This window comes from Saxibacter everestensis (assembly GCF_025787225.1).
Lineage (GTDB): Bacteria > Actinomycetota > Actinomycetes > Actinomycetales > Brevibacteriaceae > Saxibacter > Saxibacter everestensis.
The window spans coordinates 709,822-734,924 of sequence record NZ_CP090958.1 but is presented as its reverse complement, the minus strand read 5'-3'; the positions used below and the strand labels follow the sequence as shown (position 1 = coordinate 734,924).

Sequence of the window (25,103 nt, the reverse complement as noted above, 5' to 3'; positions counted from 1 at the left end):
GCGCAGGGATTGATTAGTAGTTAGTAACTAGTAATCTATCCCCATGGCTAAACGGATGACTGGTGTTGAGCGGCGAGCTCAGGTGCTGGCGGTCGCGGCGGAGGAGTTCGCCGCGCACGGATTGCACGGTGCGTCGACTGAGGCGATTGCACGGACGGCGGGGATCACCCAGGCGTACGTCTTCCGCATGTTCGGAACGAAGAAGGCACTGTTCTTGGAACTGGTGCAGGGGTCTTTCGATCGCATCATCGACGGGATGCGGACGGCAGCGTCGGGCAAGGATGGGCTGGCTGCCTTATCGGAGCTGGGTCGGGAGTATTACGAGTTGCTGGCCGATCGGACGAACTTGCTGCTGCAGTTGCAGGGCTTTGCTGCATGTGGCGATTTGGAAGTCCGCGACGCGGTGCGCGCCAGTTTCGGCCGCATGTGGGACGTGATTGCGGACGCAACCGGGCTCGAACCGGTGACGGTCAAGTCGTTCCTCGCATTCGGGATGCTGCTGAACGCCGGCGCCGCGCTGGACATAGCGGATCTCGACGAGACCTGGGCCGACGGGCTGCGGACGCGGATCGACTCGGGGTTGTTCGAGCACATCACGACCGAATCGAACCGATGAGCGACAAGACGACCGATGATGCGGCCATTAGCGAGGCCGGTGCTTCTCGGCTGAGCATCGCGTTGGTGTGCGTCGCACTCGTGGTGGCAGTCATCGGCAGCCTCGGCGCTCCGCTCATCACGCCGGTTGCTACCGGTCTGCACGTCTCGTTAAACGCGGCACAGTGGACGTTGACCGTGACGTTGTTCTCCGGCGCCATCGCCGGTCCGCTCCTGGGCAGGCTCGGCAGCGGATCACTGCGGCGACTGGTGATCTTGGTCTGCCTTGCGATCGTGGTGATCGGCGGAGCGCTGACCACGCTCCCTCTGCCGTTTCCGCTTCTGCTGATCGGACGGGGACTGCAAGGAGTCGGGCTGGGCGGAGTCCCGCTGCTGATGAGCGTTGCCCGCGCTCACCTCCCGGCAGAGAAGTCCGCGTCCACGATCGCGACCCTCTCGGTCGTCTCCACAGTCGGAATCGGCGTCGGCTATCCGGTGATCGGCCTGCTCGACCAGCTCGCCGGGCTGCGCGCCGCCTACGGGCTTGGGCTCGTGCTATCCATTGCCGCGCTCGTGATCGCGTGGCTGGTGCTGCCGAAGGAGGCACCCGGACCGCGACCTGGCATTGACTGGCCCGGCGCTCTCCTGCTCTGCCTCGGTACGCTCGGGGCCCTCCTGGTCATCGCCGAGCCCAGCACCTGGAACCGCCCCTGGGTAGGAGCGTCCATCCTGGTGATCACCGTTGTATTCCTCACGGCCTGGGCGGCGGTCGAGTTGCGGACGAGCGTACCGCTGGTCAACCTGCGACTGCTCGGACAACCCGCCGTGCTCCGGGCGAACCTCGCGATGATCGTCGCCGGAATCGGCATGTACCTGCTGTTCAGCCTGCTGACCCGCTACCTGCAAACACCCTCCGGTGCACCGTACGGCTTCGGACTCCCCGGCGTGGCGTCCGGAGCCGCTTTGATCCCGTTTTCCGCCCTCGGCTTCGTCGCCGGGAAAGCGCTCCCCGGACTCATCGCCCGTATCTCCAACCGCTGGGCCTACCTCGTCTCGGCGGCGGCAGTGATGCTCGCCGCCGCGGTGTTTGCCGCCACACTGTTCGCCGCGACCTCCGGGTCACTCATCGCGGTCCTCGTGGCGATGGCCGTGCTCGGCCTCGGAGTCGGGGGCATCTCCGCGGCAATGCCCTCGCTCGTCCTGACCGGGGTGCCCCCCGCTGAGACCGCCAGCGTGCTGGCCATCAACCAGATCGTGCGCAGCATCGGATTCAGCATCGGCAGCGCCCTGGCCGGCCTACTCCTTGCCACCGCCACCCCCGCCGGCGGGCTCCTCCCCACACGCCAGGGGTACATCACCGCCACACTCTGGGCGCTACTGCCGCTCGGTCTCAGCGGCCTCGTGATCCTGATCGGCGGGCGCCGCACGCCGCGGTAAGGGCCGGCCTCCAGACGTCATTCGGCTACTCCGCGTCTGTGCCGCCGCCCGATCGAGCTTCCGCAGGGACATCGGGACGGTGCGGCGGAGGCGCGGTCGACTCACGGATCACGAGGGCAGGAGCCGGCTCCAGCACGCTGATCGTCTGATCTACCTCCTGGCCGGCGAGCAGTCGCATCAGGGTCTCGACCGCCGCTACCCCCATCTCGGCGAGGGCGAGTTTCACCACCGTCAACGAGGGGCTCACGAAATCGGCGAAGCTCATGTCGTGGAATCCGATGACCGACAGCTCGTGCGGCACGCTCAGGCCGAGTTCTTTCGCCGCGCGGATGACACCAACAGCCGCCATGACGTTGTGAACGACCACCGAGGTCGGCAACGGGCCGCGGTCTGCCATCCGCAACAGTCCCACGCGTCCGCTCTCGAGCGTGTGCCCGCCATTACCGACCCACGAGTCGTGGAGATCGAGGCCCGCGTCCCGCAGTGCGGTCTCATGACCCTCGCGCCGGTCTAGTCGCCGCCGGGTCTCTCCATCGAGGAGGAGCACGCCTATGTCGCGGTGCCCGAGCCCGACCAGATGCTGCACCGCCAGGCCGGCCGCCGCGGCATCGTCGACGCTGACACTGCGTTGGCCGGCGGCGCGCTCGTTCACGACCACCGTGGGAAGCGAGGCGGCTGCGGCGCGCGCGACGAACTCGTCGGCCTCAGTGCCGGCGGGAAGCAGGATAAGCCCGTCGATCGCCTTGCTCGTGATCATTCTGCTAAACGTGGCGGGGTCACGGTAGAGCTCGTCGGCATCGGCGAGCATCAGCACTGACCCGTGGGCGGACACGGCCCGCTGCGCGCCTTCGATGATCGCGCTGTAGATCGGATTGCTCACCTCGTGCACCGCGAGCCCGATTGCGCCGGCTCGGGCGCCGCGCAGCGCCTTCGCCGCATGGTTCGGGATGTACTTCAGCTGGGCTGCAGCTGCGAGCACCCGCTCTCGGGTATCAGGACGGACGTGCAGGGTCGGGTCCTCGTTGAGGATGCGCGACACGACGGCGTGGGTGACCCCCGCCTCGCGCGCCACTTCCTTGATAGTCGCCATGCACGCAATGCTACCGACAGGCGCCCGCGAGCCGAACGGCGAAACGGTCCGCTTTCTTGCCCAAGTGGTATGCAATGACCGGGGTGCTAGGGCTGATACCGGACCGTTTCGCCGGTCAAGCGGAACCGTCGTCCCGCTCGCCGAGTCCGCGTGCAGCCAGCGCGTCGCCGGTGGCTTGCGCATAGGCAACCGCATTCACCACGACGGGAAGCAGGACGGCGCGCGGGTTGCGCTCGAGGCCGCGGGCCTTGGCCGAGTCACGCACCTGATGTCCCAGCCCGATTAGGTGGGGAACGCTCCGGATCATCAACCCCACCGACAGGCCGAAGCGCTCCGGGTCCGCGCCGAGCGGCCGCAGCGGGCGAGCCATCGCGACCAGCGCATCCAGCAGCCGCTGGCTCGGGGTGGTAAGCGTGATCAGCGAGGCAGTCAGAACGACCGAAACGATATCGATAACTATCTGCGCCGCCGCCAATGGGCCCTGCAACCACCAGTGATAGCCGAACAGCAGCAGCAGAACCGGCCAGAGCAGCGCCAAGGGCACCAGCAACATCGTGCTCCGGACTCCGGAGGACAAGCCCGCCGCGGCAGCCAGTATCAGCAGGCCGAGACTGAGCCACACGCCCTCGTGAAGAAACACCACGAGGCTGAAAACCGCGATGCCGAGCAACTTCGACCACACCGGAGCCCGATGCAGCCAGGAGTTCCCCTGCACATACCTGCCCAGCAACGCGCTCCGGTGCGTCACTTTCGCCTCTCCAGCGGAATCTCGGCGGCAACCAGCTGACGGTACCAGGCCACGGCGGCCGCCGGGCTGCCGTCGAAGGCCACCCTGCCGTCGTCGATGACGAGCGAGCGGTCCGCATCCAGAGCAAGGTCGAGATCGTGCGTGGCCAGCACCATCTGCTGGTCGAGGCCGGCCAGCAAGCTCCGAACGAGTTCCCGATTGCGCAGGTCGAGCAGTGTCGTCGGCTCGTCGAGCACAAGCACTGTCGGCTCGACCGCAAGCACCGTGGCGATTGCGAGCAGCTGGCGTTCGCCTCCGGAAAGTTCGTAGACGCTCTGCTCGGCGAGCTCCGCCAAGCCGAATCGCTCCAGCGCTGCCATCGCTCGCCGGCTACGGGCTCGCGGATCTTTCTCCAGGCGGCGCAATGACAACTCGACGTCCTCCCGCCCGGTCGGCATCACCAGCTGCGCTGCCGGATCGGTGAAAACGAAGCCGACCCGGCGGCGCACCTTGGCGCCATCCTTGCGGGTGTCGAGGCCATCGATCGTCACCGAACCCTCGCTCGGCATGACGAGGCCGTTCAGCAGCCGTAGCAGGGTGGATTTGCCCGAGCCGTTCGCTCCGATCACACTGATCCGGCGTTCGGTAAGCGTCAGCGAGGTCGGCGCCAGCACTGTCTTGCTGTCACCGTCCAGATCGGTGACCGCGACCGCGGCGCCGTCCAGCTGGAGAACGCTCACGCGCGCCGACGGGCCAGCAAATCGGGGAAGGCGCGGTGCACGGTGCCTGCGATCAGCGCTGCGACGACGTTCTTGATCACATCTCCCGGGATGAAGATCGCGTCGGCGGCGATAGCGGCGCGCAGGTCAAGTCCGGCGTTGACCATAATGCCGGCAATGCCCAAAGGGTGCATGAAAGTGAAGCTGGCGAGCAGACCGGCAACGAACAACAGCGGGATGTGCCACGCCCGCTTCATCTTGCGGACCACTATCAGCGCCAATAGCCCGGCAAGCGCGGATACCAGCGGGAAGGCGATAATGTAGCCGGCGGACGGCTTTGCCAACACCCCGATGCCTCCGGTGAAGCCGGCGAAAACCGGGATCCCGATCAGGCCGACCACAACGTAGAGCGCGGTCGCCGCGAAGCCCCGCGCGGGTCCGAGCACCAAACCGGTGAGAATCACGGCCAGGGACTGCAGGGTGATCGGAACCCCGACCCCGCCAACCGGAATCGCCGGAAGCATTCCCATCGTGGCGATCAATGCGGCGAACACGGCGATGAGCGCGAGGTCGCCCGCACGCCACCCTTGGCGCCGACGACCTGTCTCCGGCGATCTGGCTTCGCGGACCTGCGAGGTGCTGGTCTTCATGTCACTCCTGATGTTTGGGCAAAGTGGTGTAGAGGTTCTACTCCCACTCAATGGTGCCCGGCGGCTTGGACGTTACATCCAAAGCCACTCGATTGACATCGGCAACTTCGTTGGTTATCCGAGTTGAAATCCGGGCCAAAACGTCGTATGGCAACCGGGTCCAGTCGGCTGTCATCGCATCCTCGCTGGAAACCGGCCGCAGCACGATCGGATGGCCATAGGTGCGGCCATCACCCTGCACGCCCACCGAGCGCACGTCGGCGAGCAACACCACCGGGCACTGCCAGATCTCGCGATCCAGTCCGGCCTTGGTCAGCTCTTCTCGTGCGATCGCGTCGGCGGCGCGCAGCGTCTCCAGGCGTGCCTGGTTCACCGCGCCGACAATCCTGATGGCGAGGCCTGGACCCGGGAACGGCTGGCGCCAGACCATCGCCTCAGGCAGACCCAGCTCCGCTCCGACCGCGCGTACCTCGTCCTTGAACAACGTGCGCAGCGGCTCGACCAGTTCGAACTGCAGGTCATCCGGCAGGCCACCGACGTTGTGGTGGCTCTTGATATTCGCAGCCCCCTCGCCGCCCCCGGATTCGACAACATCCGGGTAAAGCGTCCCCTGCACCAGGAAACGCACCTGCTCGTCCTCGCTCGATGCCTCGGCCGCGCCTTCAGCCACAACTTCCCGCGCGGCAGCCTCGAAGACCCGGATGAACTCGCGGCCAATGATCTTGCGTTTCGTTTCCGGATCGCTGACCCCGTCCAGCGCGGCCAGGAACTGATCGGCGGCGTCCACCACCTTGAGCCTGATGCCGGTGGCGGCAACGTAGTCAGTTTCGACCTGCTCTGCCTCGCCGGCACGAAGCAGACCGTGGTCGACGAAGACGCAGGTCAACTGGTCACCGACCGCCTCGTGCACGAGTGCCGCGGCCACGGCGGAATCGACACCGCCGGAAAGACCGCAGATAACCTTGCCGTCGCCGACCTGACTGCGGATAACGGCGACCTGCTCCTCGATGACGTTGCCCGTCGTCCAGTCGCCTTTCAGCCCGGCGCCGTGGTACAGGAAGTTCTCCAGCACGGCCTGGCCGTGGGTGGAGTGCTTTACCTCAGGGTGCCACTGCACACCGTAGAGCGCGCGTTCCGTATCGGCTATCGCTGCAACCGGAACAACCGATGAGCTGGCGAGGACGTCAAATCCATCCGGCGCCTTCTGCACCGAGTCGCCGTGACTCATCCAGACATTCTGCGACTCCGGCTGCCCGGCGAGCAGCGTGTTGTCGGGCGAGACGGTGACAGCAGTGCCACCATACTCACGGGCTCCGGTGTGAGCGACCTCGCCGCCGAGCGCCTGGTTCATCAGCTGGAAGCCGTAGCAGATGCCGAGCACCGGCACGCCGGACTCGAAAAGCTCGCTGTCGACAGCCGGCGCCCCATCGGCATAAACGCTTGCCGGTCCGCCGGAAAGAATGAACGCCGAGGGATCCTTGGCGAGCATCTTCTCCAGGGACATGGTGTGCGGCACGATCTCTGAATAAACGTTTGCCTCACGCACGCGCCGGGCGATCAACTGCGCGTATTGCGCGCCGTAATCGACCACGAGAACGGGACGGGCATGGGTTGCCGGCGGCTGTTGGACGGAGTCGGTCACAGATTTCCTTTAGGGTGGGGCCGCCTTGCGACGGCTGCGCTTTTACAGGTCTCGGGGAGCCAGGACGATGGCGTCGTCGAGTTCGCGGCTCGCCCTGGCGTGTACCCGCTTCTCCAGGATGAAGGACAACAGTGGAATCACGCCGCCCAGGGCGATGATCAGGAAGTCCTTGAGCCGCCAGCGCATCGACTGCCAAAGCCGGAAATCGGCGATCAGGTACACGACGTAGCACCAACCGTGGCCGATGGCGATGGCGGAGGCGAGGTTGAACGAACCGAACTGCATGTCGATCTGCAGCCCGTACTTCAGGATCATCTCAACGCATAGCACCAGCAGGAATGTGCCGGTGATATACGCCATGATCCGATAAAAGGTCAGTGCGCCCCGGGCCTGGCCGTAGCGGCGCGCGGTCCACGGCGAACTCGATTCGGCATCGGGACGCTCATCCATCGGCGATCCGCTCATGTGTCCTTACTCTCCAGGTGTTGTGTGGCGAGGGCGGTCTTGGCATCAGGGCTCTCCCTGCCATTTCGTTGCACCACGTCGTATCCATTATCGGCCATAAGAGCGGTCTCCTGCTCACGCTGGTAAACGTCTCGAACCATCCGCCACCAGATGTACAGCGCAAAGAGCGCGAAAACGACCCATTCGATCCCATAGAACAGGCTCTGCAGATTGATCCCGCCGGGCTGCGGAGCGGGCGCGGGCACCGGCTCGAGCCCGGATGTCGCCGCGCTGGCGCCGGCACCCTCCTGCTGCGTCGGCAGCAGGAAGGCCGGGTAACTAAGCACGTCGAAGTCGTTGATCAACTGCGCCGTCGACAGGGTAGCCACCTGGCCCTTCGGCAGACTATCTGCGGGCTCTGGCGACTCTGTCGGCGTGAGTCGTGCAGTCATCATCACCGGCTCGGCACTCGCCACGGACGCCATCGCCTCATCTTCCGACGCCGTCCATCCGCGCACCACCGGGATGGCGACGTCCCGTTCGTCATCCGTATGGCCCGGCCATTCTGCCCCGTCGGGAACGAACATGGTGACGACCCAGAAGCCGGTATCGCTGCCCTGCTCACGACCGGGCACGACGACCTGCTGTTCCGGATTGTAGTGTCCGCTGAGCGACACCATCTGGTCGGCTTTCGTGGATGGAAGCATCTGCTGGGGCTGCACGACGTCGAGGAAGGGTCGCACAGTCTCGGTATCGGCGGTCTCTACCTGCTGCGAACGTTCCTGCGCGCGGGAGAACTGCCAATTGGCTAGGAAGGCGAATCCGGACGCCAGAACCAGGGCAAGCACAAGTGCCCAGATCCATTTGCCCCGTAACGCCACTTTAAGCACTCAATAACGATACGCGCCCGCGCGGGCCGAACGCACATCGAGTGAGCCAGGCTACGAAGCCGATCCGTGCGGCGGTCGGCCCGGATCCTCCACCAGCCACTCGACCCGGACGTTCAAGGCATAGGCAAGGTCGACGATGAGGTCGTACTTCGGGCTGATCAGACCGTTCTCGACCCGGCTGATCGTCTTGCGATCCACGCCAACCCGGTCCGCCAGCAGTTCCTGGCTCAGCGAATTACCTGCCCGGGCCTCCCGAATTCGAAGGCCCAAATTTCGTCGATGCTGATTAATGAACGGGGGCTGTTCTGAATTCGGCGACACCCACCAAGCTCACTTGAGCTTTTCACAAAGGTCTGTACCTGTTTAGGTACATTCTCAGGACTCCGTTCGGCGCAACGGTCCACAAAGTTGCTCTGGTCGTCACCTTTAAACGGACCAAACGCACGAAACCGGACCGTTTCGCTTGGCAGGGGGCGAAACCGGACCGTTTCGCCGGCAGTGACTACCCGGCCGCTACTACCCGGCCGCTACTACCCGGCCACTACTCGGAACGGGAGTGGTACGGCGACACAACGACCTCGACCCGCTGGAATTCCTTCAGGTCCGAGTACCCGGTAGTCGCCATCGCCCGCTTCAGCGCTCCGACCAGATTGGACGTGCCGTCGGCACGGCGGCTTGGCCCGAACAGGATCTGTTCCAAGGGCGCAACGGTGCCGACATTCACCCGGGACCCGCGCGGCAACAACGAGTGGTGCGCCTCCGCACCCCAGTGCCAGCCTCCCCCGGGAGCCTCCTCGGCGCGCGCCAGTGCGGTTCCCAGCATGACGGCGTCAGCGCCAACCGCGACCGCCTTCACCAGGTCGCCTGAGTAGCCAAGCCCTCCATCGGCGATCACATGCACGTAGCGCCCACCGGACTCATCCATGTAATCCCGTCGAGCCGCCGCGACATCCGCGATGGCGCTGGCCATCGGCGCGTGGATGCCGAGCGTTGTCCGGGTTGTCATCGCCGCTCCCCCGCCGAAACCGACGAGCACCCCGGCAGCGCCGGTACGCATCAGGTGCAGCGCCGCGGTGTAGGTGGCGGCGCCGCCAACGATTACCGGGACGTCGAGTTCGTAAATGAAGCGCTTGAGGTTAAGTGGTTCCGCGTGACCGGACACATGCTCCGCCGACACAGTCGTGCCACGGATGACGAAGATGTCGACGCCTGCATCGACGACGGTCTTCCAGAACTGCTGGGTTCGCTGCGGCGTCAGCGCGCCGGCAACCGTGACGCCGGCGTCGCGGATCTCGGCCAGGCGAGCCGTGATCAGTTCAGCGCGGATCGGCTCCTCGTAGAGCTTCTGCATCTGCGCGGTCGCTTCGGCCTGGGGTAGCTCGGCGATTGCCGCCAACAGCGGCTCCGGGTCGTCGTACCGAGTCCACAATCCCTCCAGGTCGAGGACGCCGAGGCCGCCGAGACGACCGAGCGCAACCGCCATCGCTGGTGAGACAACGGAGTCCATCGGCGCACCGACGATCGGCAGGTCGAAGTGGTAGGCGTCGATCTGCCAGGAAACCGAAACTTCTTCCGGATCCCGGGTCCGGCGCGACGGGACGACAGCAATATCGTCGAGAGAGTACGCGCGGCGACCACGCTTTCCACGGCCAATTTCAATCTCAATGCTCACCGGTTCAGGTTACCTGAGCCGAGGATCGCTGACTTCCGGCAGGACCGCGCGCGTATTCAGGGGCGTTCTGGCACACCGTGCGCGTTCTTCTGCAGCAGCCTGCACAGAGTTCGCGTTCCTCCGCACCGCTAACCGCGGCGCCGACGCCGGGCGAGCAGCGTCACCGCCACGACGATGGACGCCGCGACGGCCAGTCCCCGGCCGTAGCGCTTAAGCAACACCGGTACGAGCGTGGCACCGAAGTCGAGGCCGGCGGGTGGTTCCGGCGCCCGGCGAGGGGTGGGGGCAGGCGTCGGGCCGGCGGCCGGGCTTCGCTCCGGTGAAGGGCCGGCCGTTCCCGAGTCCGGGCCGGCGTCAACCGGGCTGGTGTCCGCGCCAGGGTGTATCGGTCCCGAGTAAGGACCCGCGGCAACCGTTCCCGAGTCGGGTCTTGCGTCAACCGGTCCCGAGCCGCCAGAACCCGGCTCTACACCGGTCTCGCGCTCCCCGTCCGGCAACGTGGTCACCAGGCAGGCGACGAATCGGTCGAGCAGCTTGTCCGACACGTCCTGGATGACGCCGCGACCGAACTGGGCAGGCTTGCCGGTCACGTTCATGTCCGTGTCGACGGTGACTTCGGTACCGGCCACGGACGGTGTCAGCCGGGCTGTCACGGTGGCGCCGGCCGTGCCATTGCCTCGCCTGTCCTTGCCAGCCGCCTCGATCACCACGCGGTGATTCGCCTCGTCACGCTCGATGAACCGGCCGGTGCCGCTGTAAACCATCGAAATCGGGCCGAGTTTCACTTTGACGCTTCCGCTGAATTCGTCGCCCTCGACGCCGGTCAGGGTGGCGCCAGGAAAGCAGGGCGCAACTCCTTCCAGCTCATTGAACGCTCGCCAGGTTTTATCGAGCGGGCTCGGCACCTCAAATCGATGATGCAGTTCCATTCCGCGTTCCTCCCAAGTCACTGCCGAGGTTTCGTTGCTGTCTGGTCCGCCAGGTACTAGTGCTGCACAGCTGCACCATGCACTAGTGCTACCTGGTCCGCCGGACCCTAGCGCTGCCCAGCTGCAGCCGGACCCTAGTGCGCCGGCTCCTGCCGGGCCGCGCCGAGCACAGCCCGCCGGGTGAGCACTGTCGCCAGGTGCCGCCGGTAGTCGGCATCGCCGTTGATGTCGTTAGGCGGGCTGGTGCCCTCGGCGACCGAGGCGCACGCCTCAGCGACCGAACCGTCATCAATCGCACAGCCGGCCAACGCGGCCTCGACGCCGCGGGCTCGGATCGGGGTCGACCCCATATTGGTCAGCCCGATCCGCGCCTCGGCGATCACACCGCCGTCCACCCTGACTTCGGCGGCCACCGCCACGATCGACCACTGCTGTGCCACCCGGGTGAACTTCTCATAGCGGCCGCCCCAACCGGAGTAGGAAGGCAACCGGATCTCGGTCAGGATCTCGTCGTCGCCGACCGCCGTGGTGAAGTAGTCTTCGAAGAACTCAGCGGCCGGCACCGTCCGGGTGCCCGTTGCCCCGGTGATCACCAGCTCGGCATCCAGGGCCAGCGCCGGGGCGGGGTAGTCTCCGGCCGGGTCGGCATGCACCAGCGCCCCACCGATCGTGCCGCGGTGCCGCACCTGCGGGTCGGCGACCGAGGCCGCGGCGTCGGCAAGCACGCCGGCGTGCGCGGCGACCAGCGGGTGGCTCGCCACCTCGTGATGCTCGGTCATCGCGCCGATAACCAACCGGTCACCGTCCATCCGCACACCGCGCATCTGCTCGATCCGTCCGAGGTCGACGAGGTGCTCCGCGTCCGCCAGCCTCAGTTTCATCACCGGGATAAGGCTTTGCCCGCCGGCAAGCAGCTTCGTGTCATCCGGCGACGCGGCCAACATCTGTAGCGCCTCGTCGATGGTTGTCGGCGCCGCGTAATCAAAGCTGGTTGGGATCATGGGACATGCCTCCTTCTGCAGTTTGCACCTGTGGCGCCCGAGCAGTCTCTGCCGAGCCGGCCGAGTTGATCGCCGCCCACACCCGGCTGGGCGAGCACGGCATCCGGACGTCCTGCACTCCCAGGTGCCGGATGGCGTCAAGCACGCCGTTGACGATCGCCGGGGTCGAAGCGATGGTTCCCGCCTCACCGACTCCCTTGACGCCGAGCACGTTCGTGGTCGACGGAGTCTCGGTGCGGTCGGTGATGAACGAGGGCAGGTCGGCCGCGCTAGGCACCAGGTAGTCGACGAACGATCCGGTGACCAGCGTCCCCGATTCGTCGTAGACAGCCTCCTCGAACAGCGCCTGCGCTATCCCCTGCACAAGCCCGCCGTGCACCTGGCCCTCGACGATCAGTGGGTTGACCACGTTGCCGACGTCATCGACGCACACATATTTGCGCAGCGTGACCTGACCCGTCTCCGTGTCGACCTCCATCGCGGCCAGGTGAGTGCCATGCGGGAAGGAGAAGTTCTCCGGGTCGAAGGTGGCGTCGGAGTCGAGGCTCGGTTCCATCCCATCGGGCAGGTCGTGCGCCGCAAACGTTGCGAGCGCGACATCGCCCAACCCCACCCCCTGGTCGGTGCCTCGCACGCCGAACCGGCCTGCCGCGAACTCGATATCGTCCTCGCTCGCCTCCAGCATGTGCGCCGCCACCGTCTTCGCCTTTGCGATCACCTTGTCCGCCGCGGCGATCACCGCCATGCCGCCGACGGTGAGTGACCGGGATCCATAGGTGTCCAGGCCGCGCTGCGCGATAGCCGTATCCCCGTGCAGCACCTCGACGTTCTCGAACGGCACTCCCAGCCGGTCGGCGACGATCTGGCTCCACGCCGTCTCGTGGCCCTGGCCGTGCGAGCTCGACCCGGTCACAACCTCGACGTGCCCGGTCGGCAGCACCCGGACCTGCGCGTACTCCCAGCCGCCGGCGCCGTAGTCGAGCGAGCCGAGCACTCGTGAGGGCGCCAGGCCGCACATCTCGGTGAACGTTGACACCCCGATGCCCAGCTGGACCGGATCATTGGCATCCCGCCGCCTGGCCTGTTCGGCGCGCAGTTCGTCGTAGCCGAACAGATCCAGCGCCTTGGCGGTCGCCGCCTCGTAGTTGCCGCTGTCATACTCCAACCCGGCCACTGTGGTGAACGGAAACTCCTCGTGCCCGATCCAGTTCTTCCGGCGAAGCTCTATCGGGTCCATGCCCAATTCGGTCGCCAGCTCGTCCATGATCCGTTCGATGGCGAACGTCGCCTCCGGCCGGCCCGCCCCGCGGTAGGCGTCGGTCCAGGCCTTGTTGGTGAAAACGTTGCGGCATTCGAACCGGTAGGCAGGGAACTTGTAGATCGAGTTGTACATGAACGCGCCGAGAATCGGCACACCCGAGGTGACCAGGCCGAGATAGGCGCCCATGTCGGCCAGCAGGTGTACGGACAGGCCGGTGACCTGGCCGTCCCTGGTCGCCGACACCGTCACGTGCTGCACCTGGCCGCGGCCATGATGAGCCACCATCAGCGATTCGCTGCGGGTCTCGGTGTACTTGCATGGCTTGCCGGTGCGGCGCGCCGCCAGAAGGGTTATTACCTCTTCGGGGGTAACCTGCAGCTTCCCGCCGAAACCGCCGCCGACGTCGGGCGCGATAACCCGCAACTTGCCCTCCGGGATGCCGAGCGTCAGGGCCAGCATGAGTCGCAGAATGTGCGGCACCTGGGTGGCCGACCACATAGTGATCTGGTCACCCGTCGGGTCGACCACAATCGAACGGGGCTCCATGAATGCCGGGATCAACCGCTGCTGGTGGAAGGTCCGCTCGACAACCACCTCTGCGGAGTCAATCGCCTGCCCCACCTCGCCTCCGGTGCCCGCCTCGGCCGAGTCGAAAACCCATACCGCCGAGGTGTTCGTTCCGAGATCGGGGTGCGCGAGAACCTGGTCGTCAGCCGCCCGTTCCAGATCCAGGGCGACCGGCAGCTCATCGTAGTCGACGTCGACGAGTTCCATCGCGTCGCGCGCTTCGGCTGCCGATCGTGCGATCACGACGGCGACCACCTCGCCGGCGAAGCTGACCCGATCGACGGCAACCGCAGGATGCGCTGGCGCCTTCTGATCCGGGGTCACCGGCCAGGCATTGGGCAGACTGCCCTGGGTGTCGGCGAGGTCGGCGCCGGTAAGCACGTCGATCACGCCGGGTGACTCCTTCGCGGCTGCCACCTCGATGCCGGTGATCCGCGCGTGGGCGAAGGGGCTGCGCACCATGCCCAGGTGCAGCATCCCCGGAAGGGTCATGTTGTCGGTGTACCGGCTTCGGCCGGTGATCAGCCGCTGGTCTTCTTTCCGGGGCCGCGCCCGTCCTACCTCGCGCTCTTCGGTGATGCTCATGGCATGCCTACCCGTTCCGCGTCGGCGCCAGCCGAGCCAGTGCCCGCTGTATCAGTGCTCGCAGCGACGGCGCTCGCTGTGTCAGAGCCGGCCGCCTGGGAGCTCGCCCCGTCACCGGCGTCGGCTGCCGAACGCACGGCCGCGACGATGTTCTGATAGCCCGTGCACCGGCACAGATTTCCTTCGAGGCCCTCCCGGACCTCTTCTTCGCTGGGGTGCGGGTTCTCCCGCAGCAGCGACACCGACTGCATGATCATCCCCGAAGTGCAGAAACCGCATTGCAGGGCGTGACATTCATGGAATGCCTGCTGCACCGGGTGCAGCTCGCCATCCCTGGATATCCCCTCGATCGTGGTCACCTCGTGGCCATCTGCCTGCACCGCGAACATCGTGCATGACTTGATGCTCGTACCGTCCAGCAAAACAGTGCACGCACCGCAATTGCTGGTGTCGCACCCGACCACGGTTCCGGTCTTGCCCAGCCGCTCCCGCAGATACTGAACGAGCAGCATCCTTGGTTCGACCTGATCGACGTAGCGCACACCGTCGACCGTGGTGGAAATCTGCATTGAGGTCGTCATTGACCGCTCCCATCCGTTGCCCAGATGTCCGATCCCGATGCCGGAACCAGGATGTGACGCACATTACACTGTTTGCCGGATTTCTCAATGAAAGCGAACCACCGCCTCCGGTTCAACCCGCCCCGGCTGCCGGGCGGCACCGCCATCCGGACCAACGCCATCCTGCTCCTTCAGCTCGTCTCCAGCCTCCTGGTCATGATGGATCCGCCCGGGCAGCCGGCTGAGCCGCTCGCCGCTGCCACCCCACTGCTGGGCAATGATTTCTGCCGCGATCGACACGGATGTCTCTTCCGGGGTCCGCGCGCCCAGGTCCAGGCCGATCGGGCTGGCAAGCCTCTCGAGTTGCTCCTCGGTCACGCCGAGATCGCGCAACTGGCCCAACCGGTCATCGTGGGTGCGGCGGGAACCCATCGCGCCGATGAATCCGACGTCCGCGGTCAGCGCGACCTGCAGCAGCGGAACGTCGAACTTCGGGTCATGAGTGAGCACCGCAAGCACCGTCCGCCGATCTATCCGGCCAGCCTCCAGCTCGGACTGCAGGTAAAGGTGTGGCCACTGCACAACGACTTCGTCGGCATCCGGGAACCGTGCGGGTGTGGCGAACACCGGGCGGGCATCGCACACAGTGACCCGATAACCGAGGAATGCGCCCTGCCGTGCGAGTGCGGAGGCGAAGTCGATGGCGCCGAAGATCAGCATTCTCGGCCGGGGCGCGAACGACGAGACGAAGACCTCCATCCCCTCGCCGAGTCGCTCGCCATCCGGCCCATAGGTCAAGGTGGCGTTCCGGCCGGTGGCGAGCAGGCCGCGGGCGTCGTCAGTGACCGCCTGGTCGGCCCGGTCGGAGCCGAGTGAACCGGCGACGCGATCGGGCCACACCACCAGGTGCCGGCCGTGCCACGACTCGTCCGGGTGGCCGATCACGGTGGCTGTCGCGACGGGATGTCCCGCTGCAATGTCCCCGGCAATATCGGCCAGTTGCGGGAAGGTGCGCTTGGATATCGGTTGGACGAAGATGTCGATGATGCCGCCGCAGGTCAGGCCCACGGCGAAGGCGTCGTCGTCGCTCACCCCGTACCTTTCCAGCACCGGCCGCCCGGTGGACACCACGTCGGTGGCCAACTCGTAAACCGCGCCCTCGACACAACCGCCGGATACCGAGCCGGTGGCGGTGCCGTCTGGCGTCACGAGCATCGCCGCACCTGGCAGCCGGGGCGCTGACTTCATCGTTCGCACGACGGTGGCCACGCCGGCTGTCTCGCCGTCGCGCCAGACCGCCAACAGTTCGTCCAACACATCACGCATCGCCAATCAACTCCAGGAGCTCGGCAAAGGCGGCTAGCGAATGTCCAGCCACCAATGAATCCAAATACGGCAGCGCCTCCGCGATGCCGGCTTGCACCGGTACGTAGCCGGGCTTGCCGCGGTGCGGGTTCGACCAGATCAGCCGCCGGGCCAGGTTGGAGAGCCGGCTCAGCTGCTCGCCAAGCAGGCGCGGGTCGCCGCGTTCCCAACCGTCGCTGATCACGACAACCACTGCCCCGCGCGCCATTCCTCGCTGTCCCCAGCGATCCACGAATGCGGCAAGCACCTCGCCCAGCCGGGTTCCGCCGGCCCAGTCTGGAACGGCCTGCCCGGCCAGCAACAGAGCGCGGTCGACATCGACTGTGCGCAGCTCCCGGGTCACCCGGGTCAGCCGGGTGCCGATGGTGAACACCTCCGCGTCGCGGCCCGCCGCGCGCACCACCTGGTGAGCCAGCCGGAGCAGCGAGTCGGCGTAGTTGCGCATCGACCCGGACACGTCGATCAGCAGCACGATGCGCCGGGTCTTCACCTGACGGCGGCGGTACTTCAGCGGGCCGGGCTCACCGGCTCGGCGCAGCTGTTCGCGCATGGTTCGGACCGGATCGATCGCGCCACGCCGATGCGAAATCGTGCGCAGTGCGCGCCGCGTGGGCAGCGGCACAGTGAGGGAGGCGAAGCGCCGGTTGACCAACTCTCGTTCGGCCGCGCTGAGTTCGGCGACATCGCGCCGGCCGAGCACATCGTCGGTTGAGGCAAGCATCGCAACCTGTGCCTGACCGTCGCCGGTACCCTCCCCTGGGTCCAGCCCCGCCTCGGCCACCCGGACCGCGTCCTGGCGTCTTGTCGTGGCCGTTTCGGGTGAGTCCGTGAACCAGGCATCGAAGGTACGACCGAACCGCGCCAGTTCCTCCGGGCCGGAACACAGCGTGGCACTGCCGGCCCAGAACACGTGCTCACGGCGTCCGTAGCCCAACCGGGCTACGGCGTCAACGAAAACATGTGTGCGGTCGGCGGTGACCGGGAGCCCGGCCGCGGTCAGGGCGCGGCAAAAGCCCAGCAGCACGGCCTCGGGCGGATTCGAGGCGGCACGGGCAAGAGGTCCGCTGCCGGCGTGGGTTCGCATTTCATGCCGCCAGCAGTCGGCCAAGCATTGCGCGCACCCGATCGGCGTCCTCCCGGTACTTGCAGACGGCACCCACGGTGGCCGCGGCCGCGTCCAGGTCAAGCTCCGTGCGGCCCAGGTGCACGAGTGCCTGCGCCCAGTCCAGGGTTTCGGCCACACCCGGGGGCTTCAGCAGGTCACCGCCATGACGGAGTTGGGCTACCACAGCGACCAGCTGTTCCGCTAGCCGCTCCGGGACGCCGGGCAGCCGGGCACGCAGGATGGCCAACTCCCTGGTGAGGCTTGGATGGTCTATCCAGTGGTAGAGGCAGCGGCGCTTCAGCGCGTCATGCAGCTCCCGGGTGCGATTCGATGTCAGCACCGTGATCGGCGGGTGCGCTGCTCGGATGGTTCCGAGTTCGGGGATCGACACCTGGTTCGTCGAGAGCACCTCGAGCAGGAACGCCTCGAACTCGTCGTCGGCCCGGTCGATCTCGTCGACAAGCAGTACGGCCGGGCTCTCCCGCAACGCTCGCAGGATCGGCCGGGCCAGCAGGAATCGTTCGTCGAACAATGAACGTTCGACCTCTTCGGCCCGCTGCGTGGCCCCGACCGCCTCGAGCGCGCGCAGGTGCAGGATCTGCTTGCTGAAGTCCCAGTCATAGAGCGCCTGGGTGGCGTCGATGCCCTCGTAACATTGCAGCCGGATCAGCGGCAGCCCAAGAGATTCGGCCAGCGCGTCGGCGAGCGACGTCTTCCCGGTGCCGGGCTCGCCTTCAAGCAGCAGCGGTCGATGCATGGCCAGCGCGAGGTAGGCGATGGTGGACAGGCCATCGTCGCTCAGGTACCCGACCGTCTGCAGCCTGGCCCCGAGCTCGGCGCCTGATGAGATCTCACTTCCGGTGATCTGGGTCACGCTTCAAGACTAGGACCCGGACACGGAAAAGCCCACCAACCACTCAATAGCCGCCGAGGTCAGGTGCCCGCGGAGGGCTGCCGAAGTCAGCGCACCGTGTAGTTCGGCGCCTCGACGGTCATCTGGATATCGTGCGGATGGCTTTCTTTGAGGCCCGCAGAGGTCAGCCGGACGAACTTGCCCTTGGACTTCAGTTCAGGAATCGATCGCGCGCCGACATAGAACATCGTCTGCCGCAAGCCGCCGACAAGCTGGTGGGCAACCTGGGCCAGTTCGCCACGGTAGGCCACCCGTCCTTCGACGCCCTCCGGAATGAGCTTGTCGTCGCCGACGACGTCACTCTGGAAGTACCTGTCCTTGGAATAGGACTTCTTGTTCCGCGGTGCCATCGCGCCGAGCGAGCCCATGCCCCGGTACGACTTGTACTGCTTGCCGTTGACGAAGATCAGCTCGCCGGGGCTTTCGGTGCAGCCGGCGAGCAGCGAGCCGAGCATCACAGTGTCCGCGCCGGCTACGAGCGCCTTCGCGATGTCGCCGGAGTACTGCAGGCCGCCGTCGCCGATGACCGGGACGCCTGCCGTCTTCGCCGCCTTCGCAGCTTCGTAGATTGCGGTGACCTGGGGGACGCCGACACCGGCCACGACCCGGGTGGTGCAGATCGAGCCGGGGCCAACACCAATCTTCACCGCATCGACGCCGGCATCGACCAGCGCCTGGGCGCCATCGCGGGTCGCCACATTGCCACCGATGATGTCGATATTGTTGAACGCCGAGTCCGACTTGAGCTTCCGGATCATATCGGTCACGCCACGGGCATGGCCGTTGGCTGTATCGACCACGATGACGTCGACGGCGGCGTCGGCAAGCATCCCGGCCCGCTCGTACGCGTCGCCGAAGAATCCGATGGCGGCGCCGACCCGGAGACGGCCCTCGTCATCCTTAGTCGCCAACGGATACTTCTCGCTCTTCACGAAATCCTTGACAGTGATCAGGCCCTTCAGCCGGCCTGCCTCGTCGACGAGCGGGAGCTTCTCCACCTTGTGCTTGGCAAGCAGAGCCAGCGCGTCTTCGGGGGCGACGCCGACGGGTGCTGTGATCAGCGGCATCCGGGTCATCACCTCGCCGACCAGCCTGGTGACGTGGTCTTCCTTTGGCACAAAGCGCAGGTCCCGGTTGGTCACGATGCCGAGCAGAACGCCGTCAGGATCGGTTACCGGTAGCCCCGAAACCCGGAACCGGGCACACAGTTCATCGAGTTCGAGCAGGGTGCGCTCGGGGGCGATCGTCAACGGATCGGTGATCATTCCGGATTCGGAACGCTTTACCAGGTCTACCTGACCGGCCTGTTCCTCGGCCGAAAGATTGCGGTGCAGGATGCCGATTCCGCCGATTCGCGCCATCGCGATCGCCATCCGTGACTCCGTTACGGTGTCCATCGCGGAAGACAATAACGGGATCTGGATGTCTATATTGCGGGTGAGTCTCGTGCCGGTATCGGCGTCGGACGGGATGACGTCGGTGTCGCCGGGCAGCAGCAACACATCGTCATAGGTCAAACCCACAAAGGCAAAGGGATCGTTCGCTTGCTCAGTACTGCTGGTGTCGCCCACTCGGCCGTCTACCTTCCATCGTAAGCTGTGTCCGCTGCTCCCACTGAGAGCTCCCAAGTAACCATGCTAACGCCCGTTGGCAGGCACTTCATTCCGGATGAGACGCAGCCCACACCAGTCGACAATTGCAGCCATGACCAGCCGACAATTGCAGGTGCTAGCCCGTTGCGGTCGCTGGATTCCGCTCGCATCGTGAGATGTCGAGGGTTACTGGCCGGTAAGCCCCTGCAAATGTCGGTCCGACCGCCACTGCGGCTGCTGATTCTGCGTCTTCAGCCCCAGTCGGCCAGCAGGTCGACGATCGCCTGCCAAGCCTCGGTCTGCGGATCGATCACGTCGTAGTGGCCGCCGGTCACCTCGACAAGGCGCGCCCGGCCGCCCGCCGACTTCGCGGCGTCGACATATCCTGCCGACTGGTCGAACGGCACCTCGTTGTCGTCCCGGGCATGCACGCAGTACACCGGCACGTCCAGCGGCACGATGGCGGCGGGATCGGCCACAGCGTATCGCTCGGGACGGCCCTCCGGAGAGCCGCCGATCAGATCGGAGACGGCACGACCGCCGACCCGCTCGCGCTGAGCACGGGCAAGGTCCAGCACTCCGGCCTGCGAGATGGCTCCGGCAACGTCCACCCGCGGCGCACCACCCGGAAGCGCCGCCGAGTCGTCCGCCGACGAGCCGGCCGCGGCTGCGGTCGCCGAACCGGCCAGCTTGCCGCGTCCCGCCGCCCAGACCGCAAGCTGCCCTCCTGCGGAATGGCCAAGGGTTATCACCTGGTCAAGTTGGAGGCCGAGTTCCGGATGTTCTTCCCGCACGTCGCGGAGTTCGTCTATTGCTGCGGCAACGTCATCGAATGTGGCCGGCCAGCCGCCGCCGTTGCCCACCCTGCGGTACTCGATGTTCCAGCACACGTAGCCGAGACGGCGCAGGTCTTCGGCGAGTGGAACACCAAGCGAGGCACCATAGCCTGAACGCCAGAAGCCACCATGGATGATGACGATCAGCTCCTCGTGGCGGCGGCCTTCCGGCAGGAAGAGCTCGGCGAACTGCGAAGGATCCTCGCCGTAGTCAAAGCGCATCGGACTGTCCTTCCTGGAGGACACGGAACAGGACGAGAGCATCCCGGCCGCGATTGCCGCCATCGCGCAACCGAGCACCCCGCGCCGGCCCGGAAGACTCTGCCCGCCCGGAAGACTCTGCCGGCCCGAAAGACTCTGCATGCCTGGTATTCGTCACGGTCCTACTGTCGGATGGTGGGCTCAGCTCCGGGAAGCAGCGTCGCCGCTGCGCCCGACCGCGAGGTCACCGGGCTCTCGCAGCATGCGCCGGCTGGTGAACGTTCGCGGCTCCCCGGTCAGCGGGTCCTCGAAGCTGAGTCGGCGGGCAATCAACTGCAGCGGCGACGAATAGTCGTCACGGGCAATCTCACGTTCGTTCGGATAGAGCGTGTCCCCCACGATCGGAATGCCGAGCGCATTGAGGTGCACCCTTAGCTGATGGGTCTTCCCGGTATGCGGCAGCAACCGGTACCTGGCGACATCACCGAGGCGCTCGAGCAGCTCGATCCGGGTTTCCGCGTTCGGTTCGCCGTCGAGCACGAGTGTCTGACGGGTTCCCGGCGGCTTGCCCAGCCGGTTCCGCACAGTGATCGGAAATTCGAGCTCCGGGTCGAAACCAGCAAGCGCCTCGTACTCTTTGCGAATCTGACGATTCTGGAACAGCAGCTGGTACCTTCCGCGGGTTGCGGGATTTCGGGAAAGCACCAGCAGGCCCGCGGTCACCCGGTCGAGCCGATGGATCGCGACCAGATCGGGTTCATTCCGTTCCCGGCGTAACCGGGTAACGACGCACTCGATCACGAACCGGCCATTCGGCGTGCTGGCCAGGAAATGCGGCTTGTCCACTACGAGGATTTCGGCGTCTTCGAAGATAGTCTCCACTTCGAACGGAACGCGTTCCTCGGCGGCCACCTCGCGGTGGTACCAGACGAATTCATCCCGCCGGAAGGGCGAATGCCGGCTGAGCGGTTTGCCGTCGAGGTACACGATGTCGCCGGCGTCGAAGAGACCCTCGATCGCCGCCGGCTGGTCCGGAAACCGGTCCAGCAGATACTCCCTGACGGTCGGCCAGACGCCGTCGTCGGGGAGCCGAAGCCGGGTCGGGTTGATGCCGTGGCGGATCGGCAGCGGAGCTGAAGGCACTCAATAATCCTAGACGACAGCCAACGACAAAGCGGACCCGCAGCCGGATTGGCTGCGGGCCCGCTTTTCGTTCGGTCAACCACTTAGTGGCTGTGGCCGTGTGCCTCGTCCTCATCGTCTTCGTGCTTCTCGACGACAAGGGTTTCGGTTGTCAGGACCAGCGCCGCGATTGACGCTGCGTTACGCAGAGCCGATCGGGTCACCTTGACGGGGTCGATGATGCCGGCCCCGATCATGTCCACGTACTCGCCCGTGGCCGCGTTGAAGCCATGACCAAGTTCAAGCTGCTGAACCTTGTCGACGACAACGTACCCCTGGACTCCTGCGTTGGTGGCGATCCAGCGCAGCGGCTCGACGAGCGCACGCTTCACGATGCCAACCGCTGTCAGAGCGTCGCCGGTCAGTCCGAGATCGCTCTCGTCCAGCACGGCCGCGGCCTGGACCAGCGCGGCGCCACCTCCGGCGACGATGCCCTCTTCGATTGCGGCACGCGTCGCCGCAACAGCATCTTCGATCCGGTGCTTCTTTTCCTTCAGCTCGACCTCGGTCGCGGCACCAACCTTGATGACGCCGACCCCGCCGGCCAGCTTGGCGAGCCGTTCCTGCAGCTTCTCCCGATCCCAATCGGAATCGGTCCGCTCGATTTCGGCGCGAATCTGTGCGACCCGGCCGTCAACTGCCGTCTGCTCGCCGGCGCCGTCGATAACCGTGGTGTTGTCCTTGGTGACCGTGACGCGACGTGCCGAGCCCAGCGAATCCAGACCGATCTGGTCCAGCTTCAGGCCGAGGTCCGGCGAGATGACCTCACCGCCGGTAAGAACTGCCAGGTCTTCCAGGATCGCCTTGCGACGATCGCCGAAGCCCGGAGCCTTTACCGCGGCGATGTTCAGGATTCCGCGCATCTTGTTGACCACGATCGTCGACAGCGCTTCGCCGTCAACGTCCTCGGCAACAAGCAGAAGCGGCTTACCGGTCTGCTGGATCTTCTCCAGCACTGGCAGCAGGTCCGCAATGGCCGAAATCTTGCCCTGGTTGATCAGAATGTACGGATCGGTCAGAACAGCTTCCTGGCGATCCTGGTCCGTGACGAAGTATGGCGAAAGGTAACCCTTGTCGAACTGCATTCCCTCGGTGAACTCAAGTTCGACCGATGAGGCCTGCGATTCGTCAATGGTGATCACGCCATCTTTGCCGACCTTGTCGAATGCCTTGGCGATCAGCGTTCCGATCTCGGCATCCTGCGCGGAGATAGCGGCAACCTGGGAGATCTCCTCGGTTCCGTCGACCTCGCGAGCATTGGCGACAAGGCGCTTTTCAACCGCGTCGACCGCGGCGTCGATACCGGCCTTCAGCGCACCAGGCGCTGCGCCGGCGGCCACATTGCGAAGGCCCTCATGCACGAGTGCCTGCGCGAGCACGGTCGCCGTCGTCGTTCCATCGCCGGCCACGTCATTCGTCTTGGTGGCGACTTCCTTGGCCAGCTGTGCGCCAAGGTTCTCATACGGGTCATCCAGCTCGATTTCGCGAGCAATCGTGACGCCGTCGTTGGTAATGGTCGGCGCGCCCCATTTTTTATCCAATACGACGTTGCGCCCGCGCGGTCCAAGGGTGATCTTGACCGCGTCGGCCAGGATGTCAACACCCTGTTCGAGCTTACGCCGCGCCGAGTCACTGAATTCCAGTGTCTTTGGCATCTGGCTCCTTAAGTTATTAGAAACACGCTGCCCCGGGCACCGGCGGACCGGTAGCGCCGGGGCAGCTTACGTTTGTTCGGTGATTAACCGATGACCGCGAGCACGTCGCGGGCGGAGAGCACCAGGTATTCCTCGCCGGAGTACTTGACTTCGGTTCCTCCGTACTTGGAGTAGATGACCTTGTCGCCAACGGTGACGTCGACAGGTACGCGGTTGCCATTGTCAGCAACACGACCTGGACCGACTGCCACAACTTCGCCCTCCTGGGGCTTTTCCTTGGCGGTGTCTGGGATGACGAGGCCGGATGCCGTGGTCTGCTCAGCGTCAAGCTGGCGAACTACGATCCGGTCCTCAAGAGGCTTGATGGAGACCGACACTTTTCGGACCTCCCCCTTCGAGTGAGCGATTTCAATGGTCAATGTCTTAGCCCTGTCGATTGGCGCTGGCCGTCGTCGCGGTGCCGGTCAGTCCCTCACGTCAGGGTTAGCACCCTCACTAGGAGAGTGCTAATACAGACTTTAGGACGCCGTTAGCACTCACGCAACCCGAGTGCCAAAATCAGTGCAAAATATTACGCCGCAGGTACTCCCGGGGACCGATTCCGATCGTGCTCTTGAAGTCCCTGCTGAAGTGCGCCTGGTCGGCATATCCAAGCCTGAAGGCAAGCTCGGTCAGCGTCGTCTCGGCTTCACTCGCGCCGGCTTCGGCCAGGGCGTAGGCGGCTTCCTGCAGCCGGTAGCGACTTATGATCCACTTCGGACTGACGCCGATGTAGTCCCGCGTGAGACGCTGCAGGCCCCGCACGCTGCGGTTCGCCCGCAAGGCCAGTTCCTCAACCCGGACGACGTCGCGGTTGTCGGCGACCACCTTCACCAGGTCGTTCACCTCGCGGCGACACCGGACCGTCTCCGCGTCCCACAGCGATTCTCTTGTCAGCAGCCAGCGCTCGAAAACCCGGATCAGGTCGGCATCCGAACCGCCAACGGCGCGCAGCTCGGCGACCAGTCCTGCCGCGCTCCGGGTCGGGACGGCTTCGCCGAAGCTGCCATCCAGTTCGGCCTGTCCGTTCCGGATCGAGACGAGGGACCGGCCCAGCAGACCGTATCCAGCGCCGGGTGCCAGCATCGCTCCGAACGCCCAGCTTTGGCCGGCCAGGCGCCTGGTGCCCCGGCTCAGGGTTACGCCGTACAGCGCCGCCTGCTCGGGCTCGACGACCAGATTGCTGGTCGGGTACTGGATTATCTCCTGGGTGATCGGCTCCTTACCGCGAAGATCCCAGCGCGGAATCCAATAATGCGTCACCACGTCGGCAAGCTCGGCGGCCGGCGAATATCGCTTGAAGGACAGTCCTGGGCGCTGCCGGCCGGGGAAGAGCACCCCCTTGCTGTGTGGCACTTCAGGCACCGTGAGCCGGGTAAGTCATCATCTGTCGCATTATTGCAAGTAGCACCGACGCGTAAGTGAGTAGCGTGAATGCGTCAGTTGT

General features: G+C 65.6%; 24 protein-coding genes. 2 read left to right on the top strand and 22 right to left on the bottom strand.

Annotation, left to right across the window (positions count from 1 at the left end; all coding sequences use genetic code 11):
* Window positions 1–82: 82 nt before the first annotated feature.
* Both LWF01_RS03650 and LWF01_RS03645 read left to right on the top strand, forming a co-directional pair.
* Window positions 83–616, top strand: a complete 534-nt coding sequence (locus LWF01_RS03650; RefSeq protein WP_349639685.1) for a TetR/AcrR family transcriptional regulator — start codon at window positions 83–85, stop codon at window positions 614–616.
* On the top strand, window positions 613–2,031 hold the full coding sequence (locus LWF01_RS03645) for an MFS transporter (RefSeq protein WP_349639684.1): 1,419 nt from the start codon (window positions 613–615) through the stop codon (window positions 2,029–2,031). Before LWF01_RS03650 ends, LWF01_RS03645 begins: the two co-directional genes overlap by 4 nt.
* Before the next feature lie 25 nt (window positions 2,032–2,056).
* Here the strand turns inward: LWF01_RS03645 and LWF01_RS03640 are convergent, their stop codons facing one another.
* The 22 genes from LWF01_RS03640 to LWF01_RS03535 all read right to left on the bottom strand — a co-directional run bounded on the left by LWF01_RS03640 (window position 2,057) and on the right by LWF01_RS03535 (window position 25,012).
* Window positions 2,057–3,121, bottom strand: coding sequence for a LacI family DNA-binding transcriptional regulator (locus LWF01_RS03640; protein ID WP_349639683.1), 1,065 nt, complete (start codon window positions 3,119–3,121; stop codon window positions 2,057–2,059).
* Between the two features lie 115 nt (window positions 3,122–3,236).
* On the bottom strand, window positions 3,237–3,869 hold the full coding sequence (locus LWF01_RS03635; protein WP_349639682.1) for an energy-coupling factor transporter transmembrane component T family protein: 633 nt from the start codon (window positions 3,867–3,869) through the stop codon (window positions 3,237–3,239).
* Window positions 3,866–4,588, bottom strand: coding sequence for an energy-coupling factor ABC transporter ATP-binding protein (locus LWF01_RS03630; protein ID WP_349639681.1), 723 nt, complete (start codon window positions 4,586–4,588; stop codon window positions 3,866–3,868). The genes LWF01_RS03635 and LWF01_RS03630 overlap by 4 nt, the downstream gene beginning before the upstream one ends.
* Complete coding sequence (locus LWF01_RS03625; RefSeq protein WP_349639680.1) at window positions 4,585–5,217, bottom strand: biotin transporter BioY; 633 nt, start codon at window positions 5,215–5,217, stop codon at window positions 4,585–4,587. The genes LWF01_RS03630 and LWF01_RS03625 overlap by 4 nt, the downstream gene beginning before the upstream one ends.
* 37 nt (window positions 5,218–5,254) lie before the next feature.
* A complete protein-coding gene (guaA, locus tag LWF01_RS03620) occupies window positions 5,255–6,859 on the bottom strand; it encodes a glutamine-hydrolyzing GMP synthase (protein WP_349639679.1) in 1,605 nt (534 codons plus the stop codon).
* Window positions 6,860–6,901: 42 nt separating this feature from the next.
* Window positions 6,902–7,324: a DUF3817 domain-containing protein gene (locus tag LWF01_RS03615; RefSeq protein ID WP_349639678.1), complete on the bottom strand. Its 423-nt coding sequence runs from the start codon at window positions 7,322–7,324 to the stop codon at window positions 6,902–6,904.
* The gene (locus tag LWF01_RS03610; protein ID WP_349639677.1) at window positions 7,321–8,193 is read right to left on the bottom strand and encodes an SURF1 family cytochrome oxidase biogenesis protein; all 873 of its coding nucleotides are present in this window, start codon (window positions 8,191–8,193) and stop codon (window positions 7,321–7,323) included. Before LWF01_RS03610 ends, LWF01_RS03615 begins: the two co-directional genes overlap by 4 nt.
* 51 nt (window positions 8,194–8,244) lie before the next feature.
* Window positions 8,245–8,463: a helix-turn-helix transcriptional regulator gene (locus LWF01_RS03605; protein WP_349639676.1), complete on the bottom strand. Its 219-nt coding sequence runs from the start codon at window positions 8,461–8,463 to the stop codon at window positions 8,245–8,247.
* Between the two features lie 271 nt (window positions 8,464–8,734).
* A complete protein-coding gene (locus LWF01_RS03600) occupies window positions 8,735–9,865 on the bottom strand; it encodes a GuaB3 family IMP dehydrogenase-related protein (protein ID WP_349639675.1) in 1,131 nt (376 codons plus the stop codon).
* 128 nt (window positions 9,866–9,993) lie between these two features.
* The gene (locus LWF01_RS03595) at window positions 9,994–10,794 is read right to left on the bottom strand and encodes an SRPBCC family protein (RefSeq protein ID WP_349639674.1); all 801 of its coding nucleotides are present in this window, start codon (window positions 10,792–10,794) and stop codon (window positions 9,994–9,996) included.
* 134 nt (window positions 10,795–10,928) lie between these two features.
* Window positions 10,929–11,795 carry an FAD binding domain-containing protein gene (locus LWF01_RS03590; RefSeq protein WP_349639673.1) on the bottom strand — a complete coding sequence of 289 codons (867 nt, stop codon included), beginning with the start codon at window positions 11,793–11,795 and terminating at the stop codon, window positions 10,929–10,931.
* Window positions 11,776–14,208 (bottom strand): xanthine dehydrogenase family protein molybdopterin-binding subunit, encoded by a 2,433-nt coding sequence (locus tag LWF01_RS03585; RefSeq protein ID WP_349639672.1) that lies wholly within the window; start codon window positions 14,206–14,208, stop codon window positions 11,776–11,778. The genes LWF01_RS03590 and LWF01_RS03585 overlap by 20 nt, the downstream gene beginning before the upstream one ends.
* On the bottom strand, window positions 14,205–14,789 hold the full coding sequence (locus tag LWF01_RS03580; RefSeq protein WP_432761983.1) for a (2Fe-2S)-binding protein: 585 nt from the start codon (window positions 14,787–14,789) through the stop codon (window positions 14,205–14,207). The genes LWF01_RS03585 and LWF01_RS03580 overlap by 4 nt, the downstream gene beginning before the upstream one ends.
* Window positions 14,790–14,873: 84 nt before the next feature.
* The gene (locus LWF01_RS03575; protein ID WP_349639671.1) at window positions 14,874–16,094 is read right to left on the bottom strand and encodes an XdhC family protein; all 1,221 of its coding nucleotides are present in this window, start codon (window positions 16,092–16,094) and stop codon (window positions 14,874–14,876) included.
* Window positions 16,087–17,217 (bottom strand): vWA domain-containing protein, encoded by a 1,131-nt coding sequence (locus LWF01_RS03570; protein ID WP_349639670.1) that lies wholly within the window; start codon window positions 17,215–17,217, stop codon window positions 16,087–16,089. Before LWF01_RS03570 ends, LWF01_RS03575 begins: the two co-directional genes overlap by 8 nt.
* 1 nt (window position 17,218) lies before the next feature.
* A complete protein-coding gene (locus LWF01_RS03565) occupies window positions 17,219–18,112 on the bottom strand; it encodes an AAA family ATPase (protein ID WP_432761982.1) in 894 nt (297 codons plus the stop codon).
* 86 nt (window positions 18,113–18,198) lie between these two features.
* The gene (guaB, locus tag LWF01_RS03560; protein WP_349639669.1) at window positions 18,199–19,722 is read right to left on the bottom strand and encodes an IMP dehydrogenase; all 1,524 of its coding nucleotides are present in this window, start codon (window positions 19,720–19,722) and stop codon (window positions 18,199–18,201) included.
* Window positions 19,723–19,994: 272 nt separating this feature from the next.
* Window positions 19,995–20,942 (bottom strand): alpha/beta hydrolase, encoded by a 948-nt coding sequence (locus tag LWF01_RS03555; RefSeq protein WP_349639668.1) that lies wholly within the window; start codon window positions 20,940–20,942, stop codon window positions 19,995–19,997.
* A 39-nt stretch (window positions 20,943–20,981) separates the two neighbouring features.
* Window positions 20,982–21,923 carry a pseudouridine synthase gene (locus LWF01_RS03550; RefSeq protein WP_349639667.1) on the bottom strand — a complete coding sequence of 314 codons (942 nt, stop codon included), beginning with the start codon at window positions 21,921–21,923 and terminating at the stop codon, window positions 20,982–20,984.
* Between the two features lie 83 nt (window positions 21,924–22,006).
* Window positions 22,007–23,617, bottom strand: a complete 1,611-nt coding sequence (gene groL, locus LWF01_RS03545) for a chaperonin GroEL (protein ID WP_349639666.1) — start codon at window positions 23,615–23,617, stop codon at window positions 22,007–22,009.
* A gap of 83 nt (window positions 23,618–23,700) precedes the next feature.
* Entirely contained in the window at window positions 23,701–23,994 is a 294-nt protein-coding gene (gene groES / locus LWF01_RS03540) for a co-chaperone GroES (protein ID WP_349639665.1), read from the bottom strand.
* Between the two features lie 181 nt (window positions 23,995–24,175).
* Complete coding sequence (locus LWF01_RS03535; RefSeq protein ID WP_349639664.1) at window positions 24,176–25,012, bottom strand: helix-turn-helix domain-containing protein; 837 nt, start codon at window positions 25,010–25,012, stop codon at window positions 24,176–24,178.
* Window positions 25,013–25,103: the final 91 nt, after the last annotated feature.

Coding starts and splice junctions, on each gene's coding strand:
- LWF01_RS03645 (WP_349639684.1), top strand. CDS start 613: ATGAGCGACAAGACGACCGATGATGCGGCCATTAGCGAGGCCGGTGCT.
- LWF01_RS03640 (WP_349639683.1), bottom strand. CDS start 3,121: ATGGCGACTATCAAGGAAGTGGCGCGCGAGGCGGGGGTCACCCACGCC.
- LWF01_RS03625 (WP_349639680.1), bottom strand. CDS start 5,217: ATGAAGACCAGCACCTCGCAGGTCCGCGAAGCCAGATCGCCGGAGACA.
- LWF01_RS03615 (WP_349639678.1), bottom strand. CDS start 7,324: ATGAGCGGATCGCCGATGGATGAGCGTCCCGATGCCGAATCGAGTTCG.
- LWF01_RS03595 (WP_349639674.1), bottom strand. CDS start 10,794: ATGGAACTGCATCATCGATTTGAGGTGCCGAGCCCGCTCGATAAAACC.
- LWF01_RS03590 (WP_349639673.1), bottom strand. CDS start 11,795: ATGATCCCAACCAGCTTTGATTACGCGGCGCCGACAACCATCGACGAG.
- LWF01_RS03585 (WP_349639672.1), bottom strand. CDS start 14,208: ATGAGCATCACCGAAGAGCGCGAGGTAGGACGGGCGCGGCCCCGGAAA.
- LWF01_RS03580 (WP_432761983.1), bottom strand. CDS start 14,789: ATGACGACCTCAATGCAGATTTCCACCACGGTCGACGGTGTGCGCTAC.
- LWF01_RS03575 (WP_349639671.1), bottom strand. CDS start 16,094: ATGCGTGATGTGTTGGACGAACTGTTGGCGGTCTGGCGCGACGGCGAG.
- LWF01_RS03570 (WP_349639670.1), bottom strand. CDS start 17,217: ATGCGAACCCACGCCGGCAGCGGACCTCTTGCCCGTGCCGCCTCGAAT.
- LWF01_RS03555 (WP_349639668.1), bottom strand. CDS start 20,942: ATGCAGAGTCTTTCGGGCCGGCAGAGTCTTCCGGGCGGGCAGAGTCTT.
- groL (WP_349639666.1), bottom strand. CDS start 23,617: ATGCCAAAGACACTGGAATTCAGTGACTCGGCGCGGCGTAAGCTCGAA.